16 protein-coding genes and 1 riboswitch are annotated in these 22,455 nt (G+C 71.7%); of the genes, 12 read left to right on the top strand and 4 right to left on the bottom strand.

Annotation, left to right across the window (positions count from 1 at the left end):
• Positions 1-14 precede the first annotated feature (14 nt).
• From mrdA to KDK95_RS08245, 9 genes are all read left to right on the top strand, one after another.
• A complete protein-coding gene (gene mrdA, locus KDK95_RS08285) occupies positions 15-2,213 on the top strand; it encodes a penicillin-binding protein 2 (RefSeq protein ID WP_212517446.1) in 2,199 nt (732 codons plus the stop codon).
• Positions 2,213-3,448: a rod shape-determining protein RodA gene (rodA, locus tag KDK95_RS08280; RefSeq protein WP_372463288.1), complete on the top strand. Its 1,236-nt coding sequence runs from the start codon at positions 2,213-2,215 to the stop codon at positions 3,446-3,448. The genes mrdA and rodA overlap by 1 nt, the downstream gene beginning before the upstream one ends.
• Before the next feature lie 46 nt (positions 3,449-3,494).
• A complete protein-coding gene (locus KDK95_RS08275) occupies positions 3,495-5,441 on the top strand; it encodes a TIGR03960 family B12-binding radical SAM protein (protein ID WP_249160658.1) in 1,947 nt (648 codons plus the stop codon).
• 116 nt (positions 5,442-5,557) lie between these two features.
• Positions 5,558-7,219 (top strand): succinic semialdehyde dehydrogenase, encoded by a 1,662-nt coding sequence (locus tag KDK95_RS08270; RefSeq protein ID WP_212517444.1) that lies wholly within the window; start codon positions 5,558-5,560, stop codon positions 7,217-7,219.
• 287 nt (positions 7,220-7,506) lie between these two features.
• Positions 7,507-7,815, top strand: a complete 309-nt coding sequence (locus KDK95_RS08265) for a WXG100 family type VII secretion target (protein ID WP_212517443.1) — start codon at positions 7,507-7,509, stop codon at positions 7,813-7,815.
• An 88-nt stretch (positions 7,816-7,903) separates the two neighbouring features.
• Positions 7,904-8,200: a WXG100 family type VII secretion target gene (locus KDK95_RS08260; protein WP_212517442.1), complete on the top strand. Its 297-nt coding sequence runs from the start codon at positions 7,904-7,906 to the stop codon at positions 8,198-8,200.
• Between the two features lie 285 nt (positions 8,201-8,485).
• The gene (locus KDK95_RS08255) at positions 8,486-8,932 is read left to right on the top strand and encodes a chorismate mutase (RefSeq protein WP_212517441.1); all 447 of its coding nucleotides are present in this window, start codon (positions 8,486-8,488) and stop codon (positions 8,930-8,932) included.
• A 247-nt stretch (positions 8,933-9,179) separates the two neighbouring features.
• Positions 9,180-10,757 (top strand): glutamine-hydrolyzing GMP synthase, encoded by a 1,578-nt coding sequence (gene guaA, locus KDK95_RS08250; protein ID WP_212517440.1) that lies wholly within the window; start codon positions 9,180-9,182, stop codon positions 10,755-10,757.
• 61 nt (positions 10,758-10,818) lie between these two features.
• On the top strand, positions 10,819-12,060 hold the full coding sequence (locus KDK95_RS08245; RefSeq protein ID WP_212517439.1) for a hypothetical protein: 1,242 nt from the start codon (positions 10,819-10,821) through the stop codon (positions 12,058-12,060).
• Positions 12,061-12,070: 10 nt separating this feature from the next.
• On the opposite strand, the gene KDK95_RS08240 is transcribed toward KDK95_RS08245, so the two are convergent.
• Positions 12,071-12,286, bottom strand: a complete 216-nt coding sequence (locus KDK95_RS08240) for a hypothetical protein (RefSeq protein WP_212517438.1) — start codon at positions 12,284-12,286, stop codon at positions 12,071-12,073.
• Positions 12,286-13,542 (bottom strand): PspC domain-containing protein, encoded by a 1,257-nt coding sequence (locus tag KDK95_RS08235; protein ID WP_212517437.1) that lies wholly within the window; start codon positions 13,540-13,542, stop codon positions 12,286-12,288. The genes KDK95_RS08240 and KDK95_RS08235 overlap by 1 nt, the downstream gene beginning before the upstream one ends.
• 149 nt (positions 13,543-13,691) lie before the next feature.
• Between KDK95_RS08235 and KDK95_RS08230 the strand changes: the two genes are divergently transcribed.
• Entirely contained in the window at positions 13,692-14,963 is a 1,272-nt protein-coding gene (locus KDK95_RS08230) for an ATP-binding protein (RefSeq protein ID WP_249160678.1), read from the top strand.
• A gap of 1 nt (position 14,964) precedes the next feature.
• Complete coding sequence (locus KDK95_RS08225; RefSeq protein WP_372463287.1) at positions 14,965-15,681, top strand: LuxR C-terminal-related transcriptional regulator; 717 nt, start codon at positions 14,965-14,967, stop codon at positions 15,679-15,681.
• Positions 15,682-15,690: 9 nt separating this feature from the next.
• On the opposite strand, the gene KDK95_RS08220 is transcribed toward KDK95_RS08225, so the two are convergent.
• Entirely contained in the window at positions 15,691-16,902 is a 1,212-nt protein-coding gene (locus KDK95_RS08220; protein ID WP_212517435.1) for a hypothetical protein, read from the bottom strand.
• Between the two features lie 133 nt (positions 16,903-17,035).
• Between KDK95_RS08220 and KDK95_RS08215 the strand changes: the two genes are divergently transcribed.
• Positions 17,036-20,833 carry an ABC transporter ATP-binding protein gene (locus KDK95_RS08215; protein WP_212517434.1) on the top strand — a complete coding sequence of 1,266 codons (3,798 nt, stop codon included), beginning with the start codon at positions 17,036-17,038 and terminating at the stop codon, positions 20,831-20,833.
• A 243-nt stretch (positions 20,834-21,076) separates the two neighbouring features.
• Here the strand turns inward: KDK95_RS08215 and KDK95_RS08210 are convergent, their stop codons facing one another.
• Positions 21,077-22,090 carry a C40 family peptidase gene (locus KDK95_RS08210; RefSeq protein ID WP_212517433.1) on the bottom strand — a complete coding sequence of 338 codons (1,014 nt, stop codon included), beginning with the start codon at positions 22,088-22,090 and terminating at the stop codon, positions 21,077-21,079.
• A 3-nt stretch (positions 22,091-22,093) separates the two neighbouring features.
• Positions 22,094-22,263: riboswitch (cyclic di-AMP (ydaO/yuaA leader) on the bottom strand.
• Positions 22,264-22,455: the final 192 nt, after the last annotated feature.

Here is a 22,455-nt window from a genome sequence, read left to right as displayed (position 1 = left end):
CCCGGGAGAACGCCATGTACCGCCCGCAACGTCTCGAGGGCGCCCGCGCCCGCCTGGGCGTGGTCCAGGTCCTCGTGCTCGCGCTGCTCGCCACGCTCGGCGGCCGGCTCTGGTACCTCCAGGTGCGCTCCGGCGCCCAGTTCCAGGCCGCGGCCGCGGCCAACGACCTGCGCTCGGTGAGCACCCCGGCCGTGCGCGGCGACATCCTCGACGACCAGGGCCACCCGCTCGTGGCGAACAAGCCCACGCTGGAGGTCACCGTCGACCTCAGCACCCTGCAGCAGCAGCCGCACGGCGGGATCGCCGTTCTCGACCGGCTGGCCTCGGTGCTCGGCGTGCCGGAGTCGCAGATCGCGCAGAAGATCCGGCTGTGCTCCTCGAAGGTCAAACAGCCCTGCTGGCCCGGCTCGCCGTACCAGCCGGTGCCGGTGGCCACCGACGTCGCGCAGTCGATCGGCATGGAGATCCTGGAGGACCACGACAAGTTCCCCGGGGTCACCGCGCAGGCCGCCGCCACGCGCACCTACCCCGCGCCGTTCGGCGTCAACGCGGCGCAGATGCTCGGCTACCTCTCGCCGGTCAGCTCGTCCGAGCTCTCCAAGGCGGGCAACGACTACCAGCCCACCGACATGGTCGGGCGCGCCGGGCTCGAGCAGGAGTACGACTCGATCCTGCGCGGCGAAGCCGGCGTGTCCGAGGTCGCGGTGGACAACCTGGGCCGCGCGGTGCGGACCGTCTCGCAGACCGCCCCCGTGCCCGGCGACGACATCGTGACCACCATCGACGCGCACGTTCAGGCGGTCGCCGAGCAGCAGCTCGCCGCCGCGATCCAGTCCGCGCACGGCGTCTGGGACACGGAGACCCACAGCTACGGCAAGGCCGACTCGGGGGCCGTCGTCGTGCTCAACGTCCAGACCGGCGGCGTCGTCGCGATGGCGAGCTACCCGACCTACGACCCGAACGTGTGGACCGGCGGTATCAACGCGCAGACCTACGCGCGGCTGACCAGCGCCGCCGCCGGCACCCCGCTGCTGGACCGCGGATACCAGGGCGAGTACCCGCCCGGTTCGACGTTCAAGGCCGTGACCACCTCGGCGATGCTGCAGGACGGCTTCCCCGCGGACGGCACCTACGACTGCTCGACCGACTTCCCGGTCGGCAACCAGGACTTCCACAACTTCGAGGGCGAGGCGTTCGGCCCGATCACCCTCAAGCAGGCCATCGAGGTCTCCTGCGACACCGTGTTCTACCGCGTCGCCTACCAGATGTGGCTCAAGGACGGCGGCAACAACCCCGTCGCCCACCCGAGCGACCCGGTGCAGACGATGTCGACGGAACTCGGGCTCGGCAAGGACACCGGGATCGACCTGCCGGGCGAGTCGCCCGGCCTGATCCAGACCCGGCAGGAGAAGCTCGCGTCCTGGCAGGCGAACAAGGCCGACTGGTGCGCGCACGGCAAGGACGGCTACCCGGACGTCGCCAGGACCGACCCGGCCCGCGCCGCCTACCTCAAGCAGATCGCGTACGAGAACTGCCTGGACGGCTGGCAGTTCCGGGCCGGCGACGCGGTGCTCGAGGCGATCGGCCAGGGCGGCGTCGAGGTGACGCCGCTTCAGCTGGCCCGCGCGTACGCGACGATCGCCAACGGCGGCACGCTCTACCAGCCGCACCTGCTGCAGGCCGTGATGACCCCGGGCGGCAAGGTCGTCTCGACCTACCAGCCGAAGGTCGTCGCGCACGTGCCGATCGACTCGGCCACCCGCAGCTTCCTGATGAACGCGCTCGAGGGCGTGGCCCAGGCGGGCACGGCCTCCGGGGTGTACGGAGCCTGGCCGCAGAACACGATCCCGGTCGGCGCGAAGACCGGTACCGCGGACGTGTACGGCCAGAACCCGACCTCGGTGTTCGCCTCCGTCGTCCCGGCGAACCACCCGCAGTACGCGATCGTGATGATGGTTCCGCAGGGCGGCCAGGGCGCGCAGATCTCCGGCCCGGCGGTCGAGAAGATCGAAGAGGCGATGTACGGCGTGCAGGGCGGCGCGCAGCTGGCGAACGCAGCCCTGCTCCCGACGCCCCCGGCCGGCCTGCCGGTGATCACCGCGGACGGGCTGCTGCCGGTCACCTTCCCCTACCCCCAGCAGTGGCCGCCGGTCGCGCCGCCGCCCGCCTCCCCGGGCGCGACGGTCGCGGGAGCCGCCCGGAGCAAGCCATGATCATCGGAGAGACGGCGGGCCTGCCCCCGGTCGGCCCGGCCGAGTCCCGGCGCAAGGCCGCCCTGCGCGAGGGCGGCGTGCTGCGGCGCTTCGACTGGCCGCTGTTCGGCGCGTCCACGGCGCTCGCCGTGGTCGGCGCGGTCATGGTGTGGTCGGCCACCCGCGACCGCACCGAGCTGACCGGCGGCGACCCGCAGTACTTCCTCAAGCGGCACATCCTGAACGCGATCGTCGGCATGGCCCTCGCCATCGGCGTCACCGCGCTCGACCACAAGAGGCTGCGGGCCCTGACACCCACCGTCTACGTGCTCTCGTTCATCGGCCTGCTCGCCGTGCTCTCCCCGCTCGGCACGGTCGTCAACGGCGCGCGCTCCTGGATCGAGCTCGGCGGCGGCTTCTCCATCCAGCCCGCCGAGTTCGCCAAGCTCGGCATCGTGATGGCGCTGGCGATGATCCTCGCCTACCGGCCCGCCGTGCGCCGCAGCAAGGGCATGCTCGCGCAGATCGAGGACCGCCGCATCGACGACACGCGTCCCGGCGGCCGCGCGCTCGTGCTCGCCCTGCTGGCCGCGGCCGTGCCGATGGGCGTCATCAGCATGCTCCCGGACCTCGGCAGCACCATGGTCATCCTCGCCATCACCGGCGGCATGGTCGTCCTGTCCGGCGTACGCCTGCGCAGGCTGGCGCTGCTCACGGCCGTGGTCGGCGCGGGCGCCTTCGCCGCCGTGAAGCTGCACCTGCTCGCCCAGCACCAGATCAACCGCTTCGCCGCCTTCGCCGACCCCAACCTCGACCCCCAGGGCGTCGGCTACAACACCCACCAGGCCCGCCTCGCGATCGGCGCGGGCGGCGTCTTCGGCCAGGGCCTGTTCAAGGGCACCCAGACCAACGGCCAGTTCGTCCCCGAGCAGCAGACCGACTTCGTCTTCACCGTCATCGGCGAGGAACTCGGCCTGGTCGGCGGCCTCGCCGTGCTCGCCCTGTTCGCGATCGTGCTCTGGCGCGGCTGCGTCATCGCCCGCCAGGCCACCGAGACCTTCCCGATGCTGCTGGCCGGCGGCGTGGTCTGCTGGTTCGCCTTCCAGATGTTCGAGAACGTCGGCATGACCATGGGCATCATGCCCGTCGCCGGCATCCCGCTGCCCTTCGTCTCCTACGGCGGCTCCTCGATGTTCGCCAACTTCATCGCCATCGGCATCCTGGAGAACGTCCGGCTCCGCTCGACCGCGCGCTGACCTGCGACTTGTCGGCGCCGCTCGCGGGGGCGGCTACGCTGGGAACATGAGCGCACCGACCTTCGACCGGATCACCGGCCGGTCCGTCTGGCCCGACCTGGAACCGCTGCTGCCCTCGGTGAAGAAGCCGATCCAGTACGTGGGGGGCGAGCTCAACTCCACCGTGAAGGACTGGGACGCCTGCGACGTGCGCTGGGCGCTGATGTACCCCGACGCGTACGAGGTGGGCCTGCCCAACCAGGGCGTCATGATCCTCTACGAGGTCCTCAACGAGCGCGAGGGCGTGCTGGCCGAGCGGACGTACTCCGTGTGGCCGGACATGGAGGCCAAGCTGCGGGAGCACGGCGTGCCGCAGTTCACCGTGGACGGGCACCGGCCGGTCGGCGACTTCGACCTGTTCGGGCTGTCCTTCTCCACCGAGCTCGGCTACACGAACATGCTCACGGCGCTGGACCTCGCGGGCATCCCGCTCGAGGCGGCCGACCGGGACATGACGCACCCGGTGGTGATCGCCGGCGGGCACGCGGCGTTCAACCCGGAGCCGATCGCCGACTTCATCGACGCCGCGGTGATCGGCGACGGCGAGCAGGCCGTGCTCGCGATCACGGACATCGTCCGCGCCTGGAAGGGCGAGGGGCGCCCCGGCGGGCGCGACGGGCTGCTGCTGCGGCTCGCGGCGACCGGCGGCGTGTACGTGCCGCGCTTCTACGACGTCGAGTACCTGGCCGACGGCCGGATCCAGCGCGTAGCGCCGAACCGCTCGGGCGTGCCGTGGCAGGTCGCCAAGCACACCGTGATGGACCTCGACGAGTGGCCCTACCCGAAGAAGCCGCTGGTCCCGCTCGCCGAGACGGTGCACGAGCGGATGAGCGTGGAGATCTTCCGCGGCTGCACCCGCGGCTGCCGCTTCTGCCAGGCCGGCATGATCACCCGGCCGGTGCGCGAGCGCTCGATCACCGGCATCGGCGACATGGTCAAGGCCGGGCTCGAGGCCACCGGCTACGAGGAGGTCGGGCTGCTTTCGCTCTCCTCCGCCGACCACTCGGAGATCGCCGACCTGGCCAAGGGCCTGGCGGACCGGTACGAGGGCACCCAGACCTCGCTCTCGCTGCCGTCCACCCGCGTCGACGCGTTCAACATCGACCTGGCCAACGAGCTCTCCCGCAACGGACGCCGCAGCGGCCTGACGTTCGCGCCGGAGGGCGGCTCCGAGCGCATCCGCAAGGTCATCAACAAGATGGTGTCCGAGGAGGACCTCATCCGCACGGTCACGGCCGCCTACTCGGCCGGGTGGCGGCAGGTGAAGCTGTACTTCATGTGCGGGCTGCCCACCGAGACCGACGAGGACGTGCTGCAGATCGCCGAGATGGCGCGCAACGTCATCAAGGCCGGCCGCGAGGCGACCGGCTCCCGGGACATCCGCTGCACCGTCTCCATCGGCGGCTTCGTGCCCAAGCCGCACACGCCGTTCCAGTGGTGCGGCCAGCTCGGCGCCGCGGAGACCGACGAGCGGCTGCGCAAGCTGCGCGACGTGATCCGCGCCGACAAGAACTACGCCCGGGCCATCGGCTTCCGGTACCACGACGGCAAGCCCGGCATCGTCGAGGGCCTGCTCTCCCGCGGCGACCGGCGGGTCGGCAAGGTCATCCGCGCGGTCTGGGAGGACGGCGGCCGCTTCGACGGCTGGTCCGAGTTCTTCTCCTACGACCGCTGGATGGCCGCGGCCGAGCGCGCGCTGGCCGACGAGCCGGTGGACGTGGCCTGGTACACCACCCGCGAGCGGGACCAGATCGAGACGCTGCCCTGGGACCACCTGGACTCCGGCCTGGACCGGGACTGGCTGTGGGAGGACTGGCAGGACGCGCTGCGCGAGACCGAGGTGGACGACTGCCGCTGGACCCCGTGCTTCGACTGCGGCGTCTGCCCGCAGATGGGCACCGAGATCCAGATCGGCCCGACCGGTCGCAAGCTGCTCCCGTTGAGCGTGGTCTGACCCGGTCGGCGGACGGCCCGGGGCCCGGTCTTTGACCGGAGTTTTGCGGGCCGTCCCAGGTCCGGCGCGCCCAGCGCGGTTTCCCCGGCCCCTGGCCCGGGCCTAGTCTTTGCGTTATGACCGCAGGCGACACGACGAACGCTTCCGCGACCGGCGAGCAGACGCAGGCCGCGCCCGCCGAAGGCTCCGCCCCCCGGGCCACCGGGCCGACCGAGCGGCTCGAATCCATCCGCCCGTACCTGCCGCGCGAGTTCACGGCGCGGCTGGTGGACCAGCTGACCGTGGGCTCGAACCCGCAGTCGGTGGAGATCGTCGCGCCGCTGACCGGCGAGACGATCGTGGACCTGCCGCAGTCCGGCCCCGGCGACGTGCGGCACGCCTTCGAGAAGGCCCGCGCCGCGCAGGCCGCCTGGGCCGCGCGGCCGGTGGGCGAGCGCGCCGCCGTGCTGCGCCGGCTGCACGACCTGGTGCTCGACAACTCCGAGCACCTGCTGAGCCTGATCCAGGTGGAGACCGGCAAGACCCGGCTGCACGCGTTCGACGAGATCGGCGTCTCGGTGGCGACCGCGCGGCACTACGCGCACGCCGCGCGCGGCTACCTCAGGCCGCGGCGCAAGATCGGCGTGCTGCCGGTCCTGACCAGGGTCACCGAGTACCGGCATCCCAAGGGCGTGGTCGGGGTGATCACCCCGTGGAACTACCCGCTCGCGCTGGCCGCGATGGACATCCTGCCCGCCCTGGTCGCGGGCAACGGCGTCGTGCACAAGCCGGACAACCAGACCGTGCTCAGCGGCCTCTACCTGCGTCAGCTCGCCGTCCAGGCCGGGCTGCCGGCCGAGCTGTGGCAGGTCGTCACCGGCGACGGCCCGGTCACCGGCCCGGCCGTGGTCGACCACGCGGACTACGTCGCGTTCACCGGCTCGACCCGCACCGGACGGCAGGTGGCGCAGCAGGCGGCCGGTCGCCTGATCGGCTGCTCCCTGGAGCTCGGCGGCAAGAACGCGATGATCGTGTTCGAGGACGCCGACCTCGACAAGACCGTGGCCGGCGCGATCCGCGCCTGCTTCACCTCGGCCGGCCAGCTGTGCATCTCGATCGAGCGGATGTACGTGCACCACGCGGTCTACGACCGGTTCGTCGACCGCTTCGTCACCGAGGTCAAGGCGCTCAAGCTCGGCTCGACCCTCGACTTCGCCGCGGACGTCGGCTCGCTGACCAACACGAAGCAGCTGGAGACCGTCACCCAGCAGGTCGAGGACGCGCGGATCAAGGGCGCCCGCGTGCTCGCCGGCGGCCGCCGCCGGCCGGACGTCGGCCCGCTGTTCTACGAGCCGACCGTGCTGACCGACGTGGCCCCCGGCATGACGCTCTACGCGGACGAGACCTTCGGCCCGGTCGTCTCGCTCTACCGCTTCGAGAACGAGGCCGAGGTGCTCGGGGCGGCCAACGACACGCGGTTCGGCCTGAGCTCGTCGATCTGGACCCGCGACGCGAAGCGCGCCAAGGAGGCGGCGCTGCGCGTGCACTCCGGCATGGTGAACGTGAACGAGGCGTACGCGGCGGCCTTCGGCTCGGTCGCGGCGGCCACGGGCGGCATGGGCGACTCCGGCGTCGGGCGGCGTAGCGGCTCCGAGGGCATCTGGCGCTACACCGAGATCCAGACCGTGGCGCGCCAGACGCTGATGCCGATCGCGCCCTCGATGGGGCTGGACGCGGCGCGCTACACGAAGGTCCTCGGCAAGGCGCTGCGCGTGCTCAAAACGCTGCGAGTCCGATAGCAGGGCGCGCATATCGCACGTGTTCGGGCGGCCCCGGGACGTGACCCCGGCGCCGCCCGAAACGTAAAGCCGGGGTAATATCGGCTTCTCGACTACCGTTCCCGAGCGCTCGCCAAGTAGCTTGGTGCTGCGGGAGAAACCGCGGTCGACACCTCTGGGCACAGACTGCGCAGCGGGGTGCGTCGGGCGGGGCGGGACTCGCAGGCCACTGCCAGGCCGTGGAGTTGCCGGGCCGGCGGTGTTCACGGAGATAAGACCATTCCTAAGAACGGGGAAGGTGGCGACACATGTCTAGCTTTTCGACTACGTCGGCCGATATGGCGAAGGCCGCTCAGGCCGTCCAGCAGACCGTGCAGGACATCCAGGCGGAGATGCGCTCCCTGCAGAGCGCCGTCGAGCCGCTCGGCTCGTCCTGGAAGGGCTCTGCCTACCAGGCCTTCCAGCAGCTGATGCAGCGCTTCCAGGACGACGGCACCAAGCTGACCCAGGCTCTGGACGCCATCGGCCAGGCCATCGATTCGAACAACAAGAACTACCAGGCCACGGAAGAGCAGAACCAGTCTTCGATCTCGAAGCTGCTCAGCGGCCTGCAGTAAGCCGTCCGGCCGTCGAGGCCACCTTCCGCCCGCGGTCCCGTCGAGACCGTGCGGCGGCGAAGCGTAAAACCTTTGAGGGGAGAAAACCATGGCGCAAGACGGAATGATGCTCGTGACGTTCGCCGAGCTGGCGAACGCGGCGCAGACCATCCAGCAGACGTCGAACAACCTGAACCAGAAGCTGGACGACCTGAAGTCGATGCTGAACCCGATCGCCGCGAGCTGGCAGGGTAAGGCCTCCGAGAACTACCAGGTCCAGCAGCGCAAGTGGGACCAGGCCCAGTCGGACATCAACCAGGTGCTGCAGGCGATCGGCAAGGCCGTCGAGGCCGCGCACGACGCCTACACCTCCACCGAGAACGCGAACGCCGCGGCCTGGAGCTAGGAGCGCGCCGCGAGCCGTCCTCCTGCCGGATTCCGGCACGGTGCGGCGGGTGGAGCTGCTAGGGTTGCGCCCGTGAGCACGAGCGCCCGTCGATTTAGCTATGGCCACCGGATCGTTCCGGCCGGCCACGACGTCGCGCGCTGAGAGCTCAGCCGAGACCCGTACGGCGCCCCGGACCGATCCCCGGTCCGGGGCGCCGTCGTTTCTCACGATGCTGATAAAGCCCCCCGGGACGGGGTAGGTCGCGGAACGCCGGCCGCCGACCGCCGAACCGAGGAGAGCCCCATGGCAGACACCGCCGTCCCCGCAGCAGCTGTCCCCGCAGCCACCGCACCCGTAGCGACTGCGACGCCCGCAGCCGCACCCGCGGCCACCGCACCCGTAGCGACTGCGACGCCCACAGCCGCACCCGCCGCGGGCGGCCCGGCGCCGACGGATACCGTCCCGCCGCAGCCGGCCGCCGCGGTCCCCGCTCCCTCAGCGCCGCCCGCGCCCGACGGCGTGCCTGGCGGCCGGGAGCGGATCGACGCCATCGACGCCGAGCTCGTCGCGCTGATCCGGCGGCGGATGGCGGTGTCCGCCGAGATCCAGGCCGCGCGAATGGCCGACGGCGGCCGCCGCGTCGACCTGCGCCGGGAGACCGAGGTCATCGGCCGCTACACCCGCGAGCTGGGCCGCCCCGGTACGACTGTCGCGATGGCTCTGCTCGAACTGGGCCGCGGGAGGGTGTGAGGCTCGCACCGGCGCTGTTGCGCGTAACCGGCGGTCCGCTGGGTCGTTATCCCCGCTGAATGGATCCCGAGCGATCGGCTCGGGTCCGGCGCGTCCGGTCGCCGGCCCCGGCTGTGGGACCTCGCGACGGATTGCCCGACGGCCCCGCCCATTCGCCAGGACCTGCGCCCCGCCGCTGCCCGCGCGCGGGGCGCAGGCCGTCCACCGGCGAAGGAGCGCCCCGACGGCCGGTAGAATCGTCCCCATCATGGATGACGCCTCCACCTCCCCCCTCGTCCTGGTCGTCGACTTCGGTGCGCAGTACGCCCAGCTCATCGCGCGCCGCGTGCGCGAGGCCCGGGTCTACAGCGAGATCGTCCCGCACACGTGGACGGCCGAGCAGATCCTGGAGCGCAAGCCCGCCGCGGTGATCCTCAGCGGCGGCCCCTCGTCGGTGTACGCCGAGGGCGCGCCCAACGTCGGCGCCGAGCTGTTCGGCTCCGGTGTGCCGACGTTCGGCATGTGCTACGGCTTCCAGGCCATGGCGCGGGCGCTCGGCGGCGTCGTCGACCACACGAACACCCGGGAGTACGGCCGCACCGCGCTCGCCGTCTCGGACACCGCCTCGACGCTGTTCGAGGGCAGCCCGGCCCAGCAGACCGTGTGGATGTCGCACGGCGACGCGGTCGTGGCGGCGCCGGACGGGTTCAAGGTCACCGCGTCCACGGCCGGCACGCCGGTCGCCGCGTTCGAGGACGACGAGCGCCGGCTCTACGGCGTCCAGCACCACCCCGAGGTGCTGCACTCCGAGTTCGGCCAGCGGATGCTGGAGAACTTCCTGTACCACGCGGCCGGGATCAAGCCCGAGTGGACCACCGAGAACGTGGTCGAGGAGCAGGTCGCCGCGATCCGCGAGCAGGTCGGCGGCAGGCGGGTGATCTGCGGGCTGTCCGGCGGGGTCGACTCCGCGGTGGCCGCCGCGCTCGTGCAGCGCGCCGTCGGCGACCAGCTGACCTGCGTCTTCGTCGACCACGGGCTGTTGCGCAAGGGCGAGGTCGAGCAGGTCGAGCGCGACTTCGTCGCGGCCACCGGCGTCTCGCTCAAGACCGTGGACGCGCGCGCCCGCTTCCTGGCCGCGCTCGAGGGCGTCAGCGACCCGGAGCAGAAGCGCAAGATCATCGGGCGCGAGTTCATCCGCGTCTTCGAGCAGGCCGAGCGGGAGATCCTGGCGGAGGCCGCGGCCGAGGGCGAGCCGGTGGAGTTCCTCGTGCAGGGCACGCTCTACCCGGACGTCGTCGAGTCCGGCGGCGGCGCGGGCACCGCGAACATCAAATCGCACCACAACGTCGGCGGCCTGCCGGAGGACCTGCAGTTCAAGCTGATCGAGCCGCTGCGCAAGCTGTTCAAGGACGAGGTGCGCAAGGTCGGCGCCGAGCTCGGCCTGCCGCGCGAGATCGTGCAGCGCCAGCCCTTCCCCGGCCCGGGCCTCGGCATCCGGATCGTCGGCGAGGTCACCGAGGAGCGGCTCGAGCTGCTGCGCGACGCGGACGCGATCGCCCGCGAGGAGCTGACCGCGGCCGGCCTGGACGACGAGATCTGGCAGTGCCCGGTCGTGCTGCTCGCCGACGTGCGCTCGGTGGGCGTGCAGGGCGACGGCCGCACCTACGGCCACCCGATCGTGCTGCGGCCGGTCTCCTCGGAGGACGCGATGACCGCGGACTGGACGCGGCTGCCGTACGAGGTGCTCGCGAGGATCTCCACCCGGATCACCAACGAGGTGCCCGGCGTGAACCGCGTCGTGCTCGACGCGACGTCGAAGCCCCCGGCAACCATCGAGTGGGAATAGGTGTAGCATCTCAGCTCCCTAAGGGGTGTATCCAGCTGTCGCCGGTGGAGGGGATTTCGCGGTGGTGCAAGGCCCGGAGAGCCACGCCGGCGCGCGGCAGGAGTACGAACGGGAGCTGAGCGAGTTCGCCGAGCGCTGCCGTGAATTCGCGCAGAACGAGGGTGTGCCCGCCGCGCTCTCCCATTCGGAGAGCGGCGCGCGGCAGTGGATATCCGATGAGCTGACCCGCCGCGCGCAGCGGCTCGCGGTCACCGCGCGCGCCGAGAACTCCGCCTGGCTGGCGCTCGTCGGGCGCTGGACGATGCGCGGCAGCTGGATGCTGTTCGGGCTCGTCCTGGTGATCGACCTGGCTACGCTGCCGGTCTCCGGATCCTGGACGCTGCCGCATACGGCGGTGCTGTTCGCCTTCGCAGCTCTGGCCGCGCTGATCACCGGGCTGAGCCTGGTGCACAGCGAGGTGGGCGGCGTGCTGTGCTTCATGGTCGGCGCGGACGGACGGCTCTCCCCGGCGAAGGCGCTTGGCCTGTTCTGGGGCGCGGCGCTGAGCACGGCGCTGGTCTACTTCGCGGTCGAGGACTTCGCGGCCGGGACCGCGTCGGAGCGCTCCGCCGTCGGCGACGCGATCTCGCACCCGCGCTGGGAGTATCTGGTCCTGCTCGCCGTGCCGATACTGGTCTCGGTCGTCACGAACGCGGTCGCCGCGATGCGGATGCGCCGCCGCGCGGTGCCGTACCTGCCGGGCCAGCGCTCGCAGGTGCGGGACCTGGTGCTGGACGAGACCGGCTTCGGCTCGCTCGCCTCGGCGGTCTGGCTGCCGTCCTACCTGGCCGCGGCGCTGTTCCTGATCGCCGGGCTGGCGAAGAACCCTTACGGGCTCCCGCCGATCCCGGCGATCGTGGTGTGGATCTCGCTGGCCGCCGCGGTGCTCTACGCCGTGGTCCGGCTGGTCGAGGCGCGCCGGCCGGTGCTCGTCTCGGTGGTCCGGGTGCGCCCGCCGGGCGGCCTGGACGGGCCGATCCGGCAGGGCGACGACATCGAGATCAGGGGCCTGGGCTTCGTGCCCCCGGCCGCCGCCGACCCGGACCAGCTCGCCCGGATCGTGGTCAAGCTCGGGCCGATCCACATCCACGTGCCGCTGGTGCCCGGCCCCGAGGGCGGCTTCAGCAACCCGACGGACAGCTCGATCACCGTGCCCGTCCCCTACGACGTGGATCCGGGTCCGTGGATAGTCCGCGTCGTCACGGCCGCCGGCCTCGAGACCGACGACTACGCGCTGGACATCGCCTCGGCGGAAGAGTACTGATACCGCCGGATCAGCGCCGCCGCCGGGTGATCGCGCCGACCACCCAGGCCAGGCCGAGCCCCAGTACCAGCACCGAGCCGGTCCAGCGGGCCGCGTCCTGCAGGCTCGCCGACCCGGCGAGCAGGTACACCAGGCCGATCCCGATGAACACCAGGCCCGCCGTGATCGACGCGGCGTCCGGCCGGAACCGCGGCCGGGTCCTGCGCCCGGTCTCCGTCTCCGTCATCACGGTCCCTCCGTCTGGATGTGGATGGCACCGACGCCGACCCTCAGGTCGAGCACGATGGTGCCCTGGGGCGTGCCCTGCGACGCCACGGTGAAGTTCTTGTCCACGTTCACGCCGTCGTTCCGGCGCGTGCCGTAGCTGCCGTGGCCGTCGGTCAGCCCCGGCTGGTCGAGGTCGGCGATCGTGCCGGCTCCGGCGTGGCTGCGGACCTTCACGGTCACGTCCGCCGGCACCGTCACCTCCAGCTGCCCGACCCCGACCTGCGCCGTCACGACGACCGTCTTGCCGGCACCCGGCGTCACGTTGGACAGGTCCAGGGTGCCGTCGCCGACCGCGAGCTGGTAGGAGGGCTGCACGGCGGACGCGGTGGGCGGCGCCCAGTTCTCGTCGCCGATCGTCCCGTGCAGCGGAACCCCGATCGCGGCGAGCGCGATCAGCGGGATCGCCACCACGAGGCCGATCGGGACCAGCGCGGTCGTCTTGCCGAACACGCCGCCGATCACCATGCCCGTGCCGAGCAGCACCAGCACCAGCGCGCCGCCGGAGAGCCAGCCGAGGCTGATCAGGCCGGCCGCGTCCAGGACGCCGAGCACGCCGGTCGCCGCGAGCAGGCTGGCGAGCACCAGTCCGCCGTAGCCGCGCCGCCGCCCCCGCCCGGGCGCCGCGGCAGTCGGCATCGTGACGCCGGGAAAGGGCGGCGGGGCGTCCTGCGGCTCGCCCGTGACGGTGGCGAACCCGGGCGCGGCCGACGGCTCCCCGCCGCCCGTCGACGTGCCCTGCGATTCCTCCATCGGCTGCTGCCACCAGGTCGGCGGCTGCCGCACGGCGCGCGTGCTCTCGCCGCGGCCGAGCTTGAGGTCGCCGCGCCAGATCAGCACCGCGGCGACCGCGGCCGCCAGCATGAACATCGGCCACAGGTTCGACACGCCGTTGAACAGCGCCCGGGCCGAGATCAGCGCGCCCAGCACCAGCCCGACCGTGGCCAGCACGGCGACCAGCGGATTCTTGCCCGTCAGCAGCCGGTGCACGATCGAGCGGTCGGTGCCGTCCTGCGCCACGAACAGCCATGCGGCTGCGTACGCCAGCAGGCCGATGCCCCCGACGAAGGAGAGCACCGCGAACAGGATGCGGAAGACGACGGGGTCGATGTCCAGATGACGGCCGAGCCCCCCGCACACTCCCGCGATGACCTTCGAGCGCCGGTCCCGGCGCAGCGGGCCACGCGTGGCGTGGCCTCTCGTCGTCTCTTCGCTCATGGTGTCCAGGATTCTGGATCGGGGGCGCTCGGCACCATCGGGCAGCGCCCTGATCGCACCCTGGATTCCGCCGCCCGCGCTCTCAGGGTACGGGTCCGGGTCAATCCCCGATGCCCGGCGGCGAGCGGACGTGTGACGATGAGGGGGTGATGTCGCCGCCCCTGCCCGAGGACACCCGCCGGCTGCGCCGCTCCCGCAAGGGACGGCTCGCGGGCGGTATCTGCCGGGGGCTTTCGCTGCACCTCGGCGTGAACGTGTGGCTGGTGCGCGCGCTCTTCGCGATCTTCACCTGGGTCAGCGGCCTTGGCGTACTGGCCTACGCCGCGTTCTGGATATTCGTGCCGCTCGGCGACGTGCCCGAGCAGGAGCGCTCCGAACCGCGCAGCCAGGTGCGCCTCGTCCTGCTGGGACTGGTCGCGCTGGGCCTGCTCCTGCTGTTCGGCGTACCCACGACCCACCCGACCGACTGGCGCACGATCCTCCCGCTCGCCGCCGTCGCCCTGGGGCTCGCCGTCCTGTGGCGCCAGGCGGACGACGCGCAGCGCGCAGGCGAGGGACCGAGGACCCGCACCCGCTCCACGACGCACCTCGCACGCGCGGGCCTCGGCGCCGCCGTGGCGATCGGCGGCATGATCGCGCTAGCCGACGGCAACAACAGCTGGGCCGAGACCGGCCGCACCCTGCTGGCCGCACTCGCGCTGCTCGTCGGCGCGGGCCTGATCGGCCTGCCGTTCTTCCTCAGGATTCTGCGGGACCTCGCGCACGAGCGCACCGAGCGCGCACGCTCCCAGGAGCGCGCGGAGGTGGCGGCGATGATGCACGACTCCGTCCTGCACACCCTGACCCTGATCCAGCGTCACCACGAAGACCCCGCGCAGGTGGCCAGGCTGGCCCGCGCCCAGGAGCGCGAGCTGCGCGAATGGCTCTACGGTGCCCGCAAGTCCGCGACGGAGAGCTTCGCCGAGGCGATTCGCGCGGCGGCCGCCGAGGTCGAAGACCGCCACGGGGCGCGCCTCGACGTCGTCTCGGTCGGCGACGCGCCCCTCGACGCGCAGCTGGAGGCGTGCGTCGCGGCCGCGCGGGAGGCTATGGTCAATGCGGCGAAGTACGCACCCGAAGCGCCGATCTCGGTTTACGCGGAGCTCGCGGAGGACCGCGTCGAGGTGTTCGTGAAGGACCGCGGCCCCGGCTTCGACCCGGACGCCGTGGCCCCGGACCGGATGGGCGTGCGCGAGTCGATCCTCGGCCGCATGCGCCGGCACGGCGGCCAGGCCGAGATCCGCACGGGGCCCGGCGAGGGCACCGAGGTGCGTCTGACGGCCAAGCGCGTGCCGCAGCCGGGCGCCGGCGGTGCGGGCAACGGCAACGATGTGAACGAGGAAAGGTCCACCGGTGCAGAGCGAAGCGTCGTCGAGTCCTGAGATCACGGTCGTGGCGGCAGCCGCGGCCGCGACCGCACGTCCGATCCGGGTGGTGCTGGTCGACGACCACAAGCTGTTCCGCACCGGCGTGCGCGCGGAACTGGACGAGGCCGCCCGCGGCACCGTCGAGATCGTCGGCGAGGCGGCCGACGCGCCGAGCGCCGTAGCCGTCATCGTCGAGCGGCGGCCCGACGTGGTGCTGCTGGACGTGCACCTCCCCGGGGGCGGCGGCGTCGAGGTGCTGCGCCAATGCCTGCTCACCGGCGGCGGCCCCGGCAAGGCGGCGGACACGCGGTTCCTGGCCCTGTCCGTCTCCGACGCCGCCGAGGACGTCATCGGCGTCATCCGCGCCGGCGCCCGCGGCTACGTCACGAAGTCCATCTCCGGCACCGACCTCGTCGACGCGCTTAGGCGCGTAGCCGAGAACGACGCCGTGTTCTCCCCGAAGCTGGCCGGCTTCGTCCTGGACGCCTTCTCCGGCGCGGCCCCCGCCACCACGGCCCCTGCCGCCTCCGTGGACGAGGAACTAGACCGCCTCACCGCCCGCGAACGCGAGGTCCTCCGCCTGATCGCACGCGGCTACGCCTACAAGGAGATCGCCCGCGAGCTCGTCATCTCGGTCAAGACCGTCGAGACGCACGTCTCCTCGGTCCTGCGCAAGCTGCAGCTCTCGAACAGGTACGAGCTCTCGAGGTGGGCCAACGACCGGCGGTTGTGAGGGCGAACCTCACCCGCGCCCCCAGAACGGCGGCGTCGTGAACATCGCCCTCCGGTACCGCAGCGTCAGGTGCATGCGGCGGTTGTACGCGATCGCGCCGACTGCCAGGCCCATCGGCAGCGGAGCCGGCGGGGCGTACCAGACGGCGCCGGTGCGCACGGCGCCGAACCAGAGCTGGTCGATCTCGCCGAGGTTGGCGAGCATGGTGCTGGGCACGCGGGAGGCGGTGCGGCGGTCGACGGGGATCTTCAGGGCCCTGCGGATGCCGTAGGGGGCCCAGGGCTCGGCGAAGGTGCGGGCCACGCCGTCGAGCTCCACCGCGTTCCTGCGCAGCCACTTGGTCTGCGCGGAGACGGCGGGCAGCGGGTTCTGGGCGATGTCCGCGAGGTCGAGGGCGACGGTGCCGTACGCGGCCAGGTTGCCCATCTGCAGGGTCTCGTCCATCACGGACCTGCGGTCGATCGGCATCATGACCCTGATCTGGCCCCAGCCTTTGCCCTTCGAGGCGTTCCACTCGTAGACGGCGCGCGCGACCTCGGCCAGCAGGGCGTCCTCGATCGAGGCGTCGGCGTAGTAGGAGATGGCGTTCGACAGGTCGCGCATGTCCATGGCGACATGGCGGAAGTGGTAGCCGCTCTTCGGCGCCTTGGCGTCCTGGGGGGTGCGGCCGGGCTCGATGCGCAGCGGCGGGCCCTGGATGCGCGGCGGACGGGAGTTGCCGCGCAGCAGCGGCGCCTGGTCGTGCGGCGGGGCCGAGGCCTTGCCGCCGGTGTACGCCGAGGCGATGGCGCGCAGCAGGCCGAGCGCGGAGTACGCGTCGAAGCGGGCGGCGTGGGCCGCCAGGATGAGGTTCGTCACCCGCGGCTGGCGCAGCACGTGCAGGCGGAACAGCGGCCCGGTGCGCACGGGTAGCGCGGTGGCGAATATCTCCTCGCGCGCCTCGGTCAGGTCGGTGCGGCCGCCGGCGGCGCGGTCCTGGACCGGATCGGTCTCCGCGATGCCGGGCACGGCCCACTGCGTCCACAGCCGCATGGGTGACGAGGTGGCGATCCTGGCGCGGGCGGCGGGGTGCGCCTCGAGCACCGCGGCGACCGCCTCGCGCAGCCGCGGCATCTCCAGCTTGCCGGTCAGGGCCGCCTCGACGTAGTGCAGGTTCGGCTCCTCGGGACGTTCGGAGAGCAGGTTGATCTCGTCGACCGCGGAGCATGCTTCGGTGTGCACGACGTCCCATCTCGCGTTGCGCCTTCGACCGCCAAGCTGAGACCAGATTGTATCCGGCGGGACAAACGAGTGGCGTTGATGAGGTAGTCTCACTTATGCTGAGCCTGCATTAACCGAACCTGAAGGGGGCGCCGTGGTCGCGAAGGTGAAGAGCGAGGACGCCTGGCTGCGGAGACTGGTCGGATACATCTGGCGTTACAAGAAGATCGTGCTGATCGCCTCGGCCAGCTCGGTCGCGATCGCCGGCATCGGCGTCGTGGTGCCGCTGGTCCAGCGCAGCATCATCGACAGCGTGATCATCAGCGGCAAGGGCCCGGTGCTGCCCTGGGCGATCGCGCTGATCGGCATCGCGCTGCTCAACTTCGTCGTCTCGCGCACCCGGCGCTACCTCGGCGGCTCCATCGGCATCGAGGTGCAGAACGACCTGCGCACGGAGGTCTTCGACTCGCTCTCCCGGCTCGACGGGCGCGGCCAGGACAACCTGGAGACCGGGCAGATCGTCTCCCGCTCCTCCTCCGACATCAACATGGTGTCCCAGCTGATCGGCATGGCCCCGATGATGGCCGGCACGATCCTGATGTTCTTCAGCTCGATCGTCGCGATGCTCTTTCTGTCCCCGGCGCTCACGCTGGTCGGCCTCGCCGTCGGCCCGGGGCTGCTGGCGGTGAACATCCTGGCCCGGCGCAAGCTGTTCCCGGCGACGTGGGACTCGCAGCAGAAGACCGGCGCGCTGGCCGGCGTGGTCGAGTCAGCCGTCACCGGCGTGCGCGTGGTCAAGGGGTTCGGCCAGGAGCGGCAGGAGGTCGACAAGCTCGACCGTGCCGCGAGCACGCTGTTCGCCGCGCGGATGCGGCAGGTGCGGCTGACGGCGCGCTACAACCCGACGCTCGGCGCGATCCCGACGCTCGGCCAGATCGGCATCCTGGCGCTCGGCGGCTGGATGGCGCTGAACGGCCAGATCACCATCGGCACCTTCTTCGCCTTCTCCAGCTACCTGGCCGCGTTCGTCGGCCCGGTCCGGATGCTCACCACGCTGATCACCTTCGGCCAGCAGGTCCGCGCCAGCGCCATCCGCGTGTTCGAGGTCATCGATTCGAAGCCCGACATCCAGGACAGGCCCGGCGCGGGCTCGATCCCGCACGAGGCGCTGGACGTCGAGTTCCGCGACGTGACCTTCGGCTACCTCGCCTCCGAGCCGGTGCTGCACGGCCTGGACCTGAGCGTGCGGCACGGCGAGACGATGGCGGTGATCGGCACCTCGGGTTCCGGCAAGTCCACGCTCGCCATGCTGCTGCCGCGCTTCTACGACCCACAGGGCGGCGGCGTGCGCATCGGCGGCCAGGACCTGCGCGACGTGACGACCGAGTCGGTGCGCGCGTCGATCGGGCTGGTCATGGAGGAGGCGTTCCTCTTCTCCGACTCCGTGCGCGCGAACATCGCCTACGGCGCGCCGAACGCCACCGACGAGCAGGTCCGCGCCGCCGCGCGGGCCGCCGAGGCCGACCGCTTCATCGAGGAGCTGCCGGACGGCTACGACACGGTCGTCGGCGAGCAGGGCCTCACCCTCTCCGGCGGCCAGCGCCAGCGGGTCGCCCTCGCCCGAGCGCTGATCACCGACCCGCAGATCCTGCTGCTGGACGATGCGACCTCGGCCGTGGACGCCGCCACCGAGGCCGAGATACACGCGACGCTGCACCGCGTGATGGAGAACCGCACGACCCTCCTGATCGCCCACCGCCGCTCCACCCTGCAGCTCGCCGACCGGATCGCGGTACTGGACCACGGCCGCCTGGTCGCCGTCGGCACGGCCGAGGAGCTCGAGCGCGACTGCCCGCTCTACCGGCTGCTGCTGTCCGGCCCGGGCGACGACGCCGAGGGCGTGGACGCCGGCGAACTGCCGGTCGACAACGCGATGGTGCAGGTCGACGGCGTCACCCCGGCGCTGTGGGACCACTCGAAGCTCCCGCAGTACAGCGAATCGGCGCAGGCGGCGGCAGCAGCGGCCAACCGCGTGCCGCAGGGCGGCGGAGGCGGCGGAGGTGGCGGCGGCCGCAACATGATCGCCGCGCTCCCGGCCACACCGGAGCTGCTCGCCAAGGTCGCGGCGCTGCCGCCGGCCAACGACAAGCCTGATCTGGACAAGGCCGCCGTCACCGCGCCCGACTACGCGTTCTCGCTCAAGCGTCTGCTGCGGCCCTTCCTCGTCGTGCTCGTCTTCGGCCTGCTCCTGGAGAGCGCCGACGCGCTCGCCTCGCTGGCGATCCCGGCCCTGATCCGCACCGGCGTCGACGAGGGCATCCAGGGCGCGGCGTACCACGTCATCGCCGCGATGGCGATCGTCGGATTCTGCCTCGTGCTCGCGGACTGGGTCGTCGAGGCGATCCAGACGATGGTCACCGGCCGGATGGGCGAGCGGCTGCTCTACACGCTGCGGCTCAAGGCCTTCGCGCACCTGCAGCGCCTCGGCCTCGACTTCTACGAGAAGGAGATGGCCGGGCGGCTGATGACCCGGATGACCTCGGACATCGACGCGCTCTCCACGTTCCTGCAGAACGGCGTGTCCACCACGGTCGTCTCGATCCTGACGTTCTTCGGCATCGCCGGCGCGCTGATCGTGGTGAACTGGCGGATGTCGCTGGTGGTCTTCGCGGTGATCCCGATCCTGATCGTGGCCACGGTGATCTTCAAGCGGCGCTCCTCGAAGGCCTACAGCGAGGCGCGCGACCGGATCAGCGCCGTGAACGCGGACCTCCAGGAGAACGTCGCGGGCATGCGGGTGACCCAGGCCTTCCGCCGCGAGGGCGTCAACCGCACGCGCTACGCGGGCAAGACCGACGCCTACCGCGTCTCCCGGCTCAGGGCGCAGAAGTACATCGCCACGTACTTCCCGTTCGTGCAGCTGCTGGCGGACCTGACCGCCGCGTTCGCGATCGTCTACGGCGCCCACCTGATCCATCAGGGTTCGATGACGGCGGGCGCGCTGATCGCGTACCTGCTGTACGTGGACATGTTCTTCGCGCCGGTGCAGAACCTCTCGCAGGTGTTCGACAGCTACCAGCAGGCGGCCGTCGGCCTGCGCCGGATCACCGACCTGCTGCGTACGCGCACGAACACGCCGGAGCGCGAGAAGCCGGCGCCGGTGACCGGGCTGACCGGGCTGATCGAGTTCAGGGACCTGCGCTTCGGCTACACGACCAGCGCGAACCCGGCGCTCGGCGGCCGCGGCGAGGACGCGGCGGGCGTCAACGTCGTGATCGACCCGGGCACGACCGTGGCCCTGGTCGGCGAGACCGGCGCGGGCAAGTCCACCATGGTCAAGATGGTCGCCCGGTACTACGACCCGACCTCGGGCGCGGTGCTGGTCGACGGCGTCGACCTGCGCGATTACGACCTCAGCGAGTACCGCGGACGGCTCGGCGTCGTCCCGCAGGAGGCGTACCTGTTCCCGGGCACGGTCGCCGAGGCCATCGCCTACGGCCGGCCCGGCGCGTCCGACGCCGAGATCGAGGCCGCGGCCCGGGCCGTCGGCGCGCACGAGATGGTCGCCAAGCTTTCCGGCGGCTACCTGCACCAGGTCGGCGAGCGCGGGCGGAGCCTGTCGGCCGGTCAGCGGCAGCTGCTCGCGCTGGCCCGGGCCTACCTCGTGGACCCGGACATCCTGCTGCTCGACGAGGCCACCGCGGCCCTCGACCTCGCCAGCGAGGCCGCCGTCACGCGCGCCATGGACGAGGTGTCCCGATCCCGCACGACCCTCGTCGTCGCGCACCGGCTCACCACCGCCGCCCGCGCCGACCGCATCCTCGTGCTCGACGGCGGCCTCATCGTCGAGGACGGCACGCACGACGACCTGCTCGCCGCCGAAGGCGCCTACGCGCGGCTGTGGAACAGCTTCATGCACGCGAGCTCGGAGGGCGCGCCCCAGTCCGCGTAGCCTGTGTCAGGTGGTTGATTCAGCATCGTCTCCGCGGACCGGCTCGCCGAGGCGGCGGCACCCGGGCAGAGGTATTAGCGCCCGGATCGCCGGTGGGTAGGGCTCCGCGATCCGCACAGGGGGGAGAGGTTGCGGGTCGCGAAGGCCCCGGCGATCCGGGCGCTGGAAGGCAGCGTCCTCACGAGGGGGAGGGGGGTTGAGAACGCCGCCAGGTCACATGGCCTGAGGTGTTCTGGTGAGCGGCTACACGCGGCCGAAGCCGGCGACCTGCATGCCTATGTTGCTCAGGGAGATCTCGCGCACCCAGGCTCCGGTGTGCGGGGCGTCGATCAGCATGCCGTTGCCCAGGTAAATGCCGACGTGGCCGACGTAGCCGGGGCCGTCGTAGAAGAAGACCAGGTCGCCGGGCTGGGCCTGAGACTCGCTGACGGACTGCGTGACGCTCATCTGCTCGGCGGCGTTGTGCGGCAGCGTGACGCCCGCGGCGGCCCAGGCGGCCATCGTCAGGCCGGAGCAGTCGAACGTGCTCGGCCCGGAGGCGGCGTAGACATAGCTGTCGCCGAGCTTCGACTCCGCGTACGCGACGGCTGTTGCGGCGCGGGAGTTCGACGCGACCACCTTGACGGTGTTCGTGGTGCTGCCGCCGCCCGAGGTGATCGTGGCCTGCTGCGCCGCGCTCAGCGTACTGATCACGGACTTCGCCTGGCTGGCGGCGGCGAGGGCCGCGGTCTTCTGCTTCTGCGCCGTGGCCACGGCCGCCTGCTGCTGGGCCAGCTCGGTCTGCGCGAGCTTCTGGTCGGCGGCGATCTGCGCCTTGTCGGTGGCCAGCTGCTTGAGCAGCTGCGCCTCCTTCTGCGAGATCTCGTTGCTGGCCAGCGCCTTGTTCAGGTAGGTCTCGGGGCTGGACTCGAGGGCGAGCTCCAGGGTCGAGGACATGCCCGCGTTCTCGTACTGCTGCGCGGCCTGCAGGCCCATCGTGCGCTGCAGCGAGCTCATCTCGGCGGTCGCGGTGGAGATCTGCGCCTGAAGGCTGTTGACCTTCGCCTGCAGCGTCGCGGCCTGCTCGTTCGCCGCGTTGTAGGCCTCGGTCGCGACCTCCGACTGCTGCATCTTGGTGTTGTAGTCGGCCTTGGCCTGCGACAGGGTCTCGGCGTGTGCGCTGCCCTGCATCAGGAGGGTGGATCCGGCGGCGACGCCCACCAGGGCGACGGCCGACGCCTTGCGCGGCGAGAGTTTCGGGGCGCGGTGAGACGGCATGCGTTCCTCTTCCGGTGGCGCCTACCGGGTTAGCTGACGGGTTCGGGCGGGAAGTGTTCGCCCTACACCTTGCCTTCGCGGGTCGCGGGTGCGATCCGGTCGGGCGCGGTGATTCACCCCGGTGCTGCGGGTGGGTCCCCGGCTCCGCGACGGTTCCCCGGCGGTCCGTATCGCGCGGCAGTCGCGCTGCACGGCCCTTCGAGGCCCCGCCGATTGGACTCGGCGCGGATATCCGCCGGGGGTCTGGCGACCCCGCGTGGGGCGGTTATCTGATTGTGGACTCTAGCCATGTGCATGCGGGGCATCGATTTTTCGGCCCCGCTCTTTAAGTTCTCTTTGCCCCCGTCGTGATCGAACCGTGGCCG

The sequence above is a fragment of the Actinospica acidithermotolerans genome (genome assembly GCF_018139625.1).
GTDB classification, from domain to species: Bacteria; Actinomycetota; Actinomycetes; order Streptomycetales; family Catenulisporaceae; genus Actinospica; species Actinospica acidithermotolerans.
This window is presented reverse-complemented; position numbering and strand designations above follow the sequence as displayed.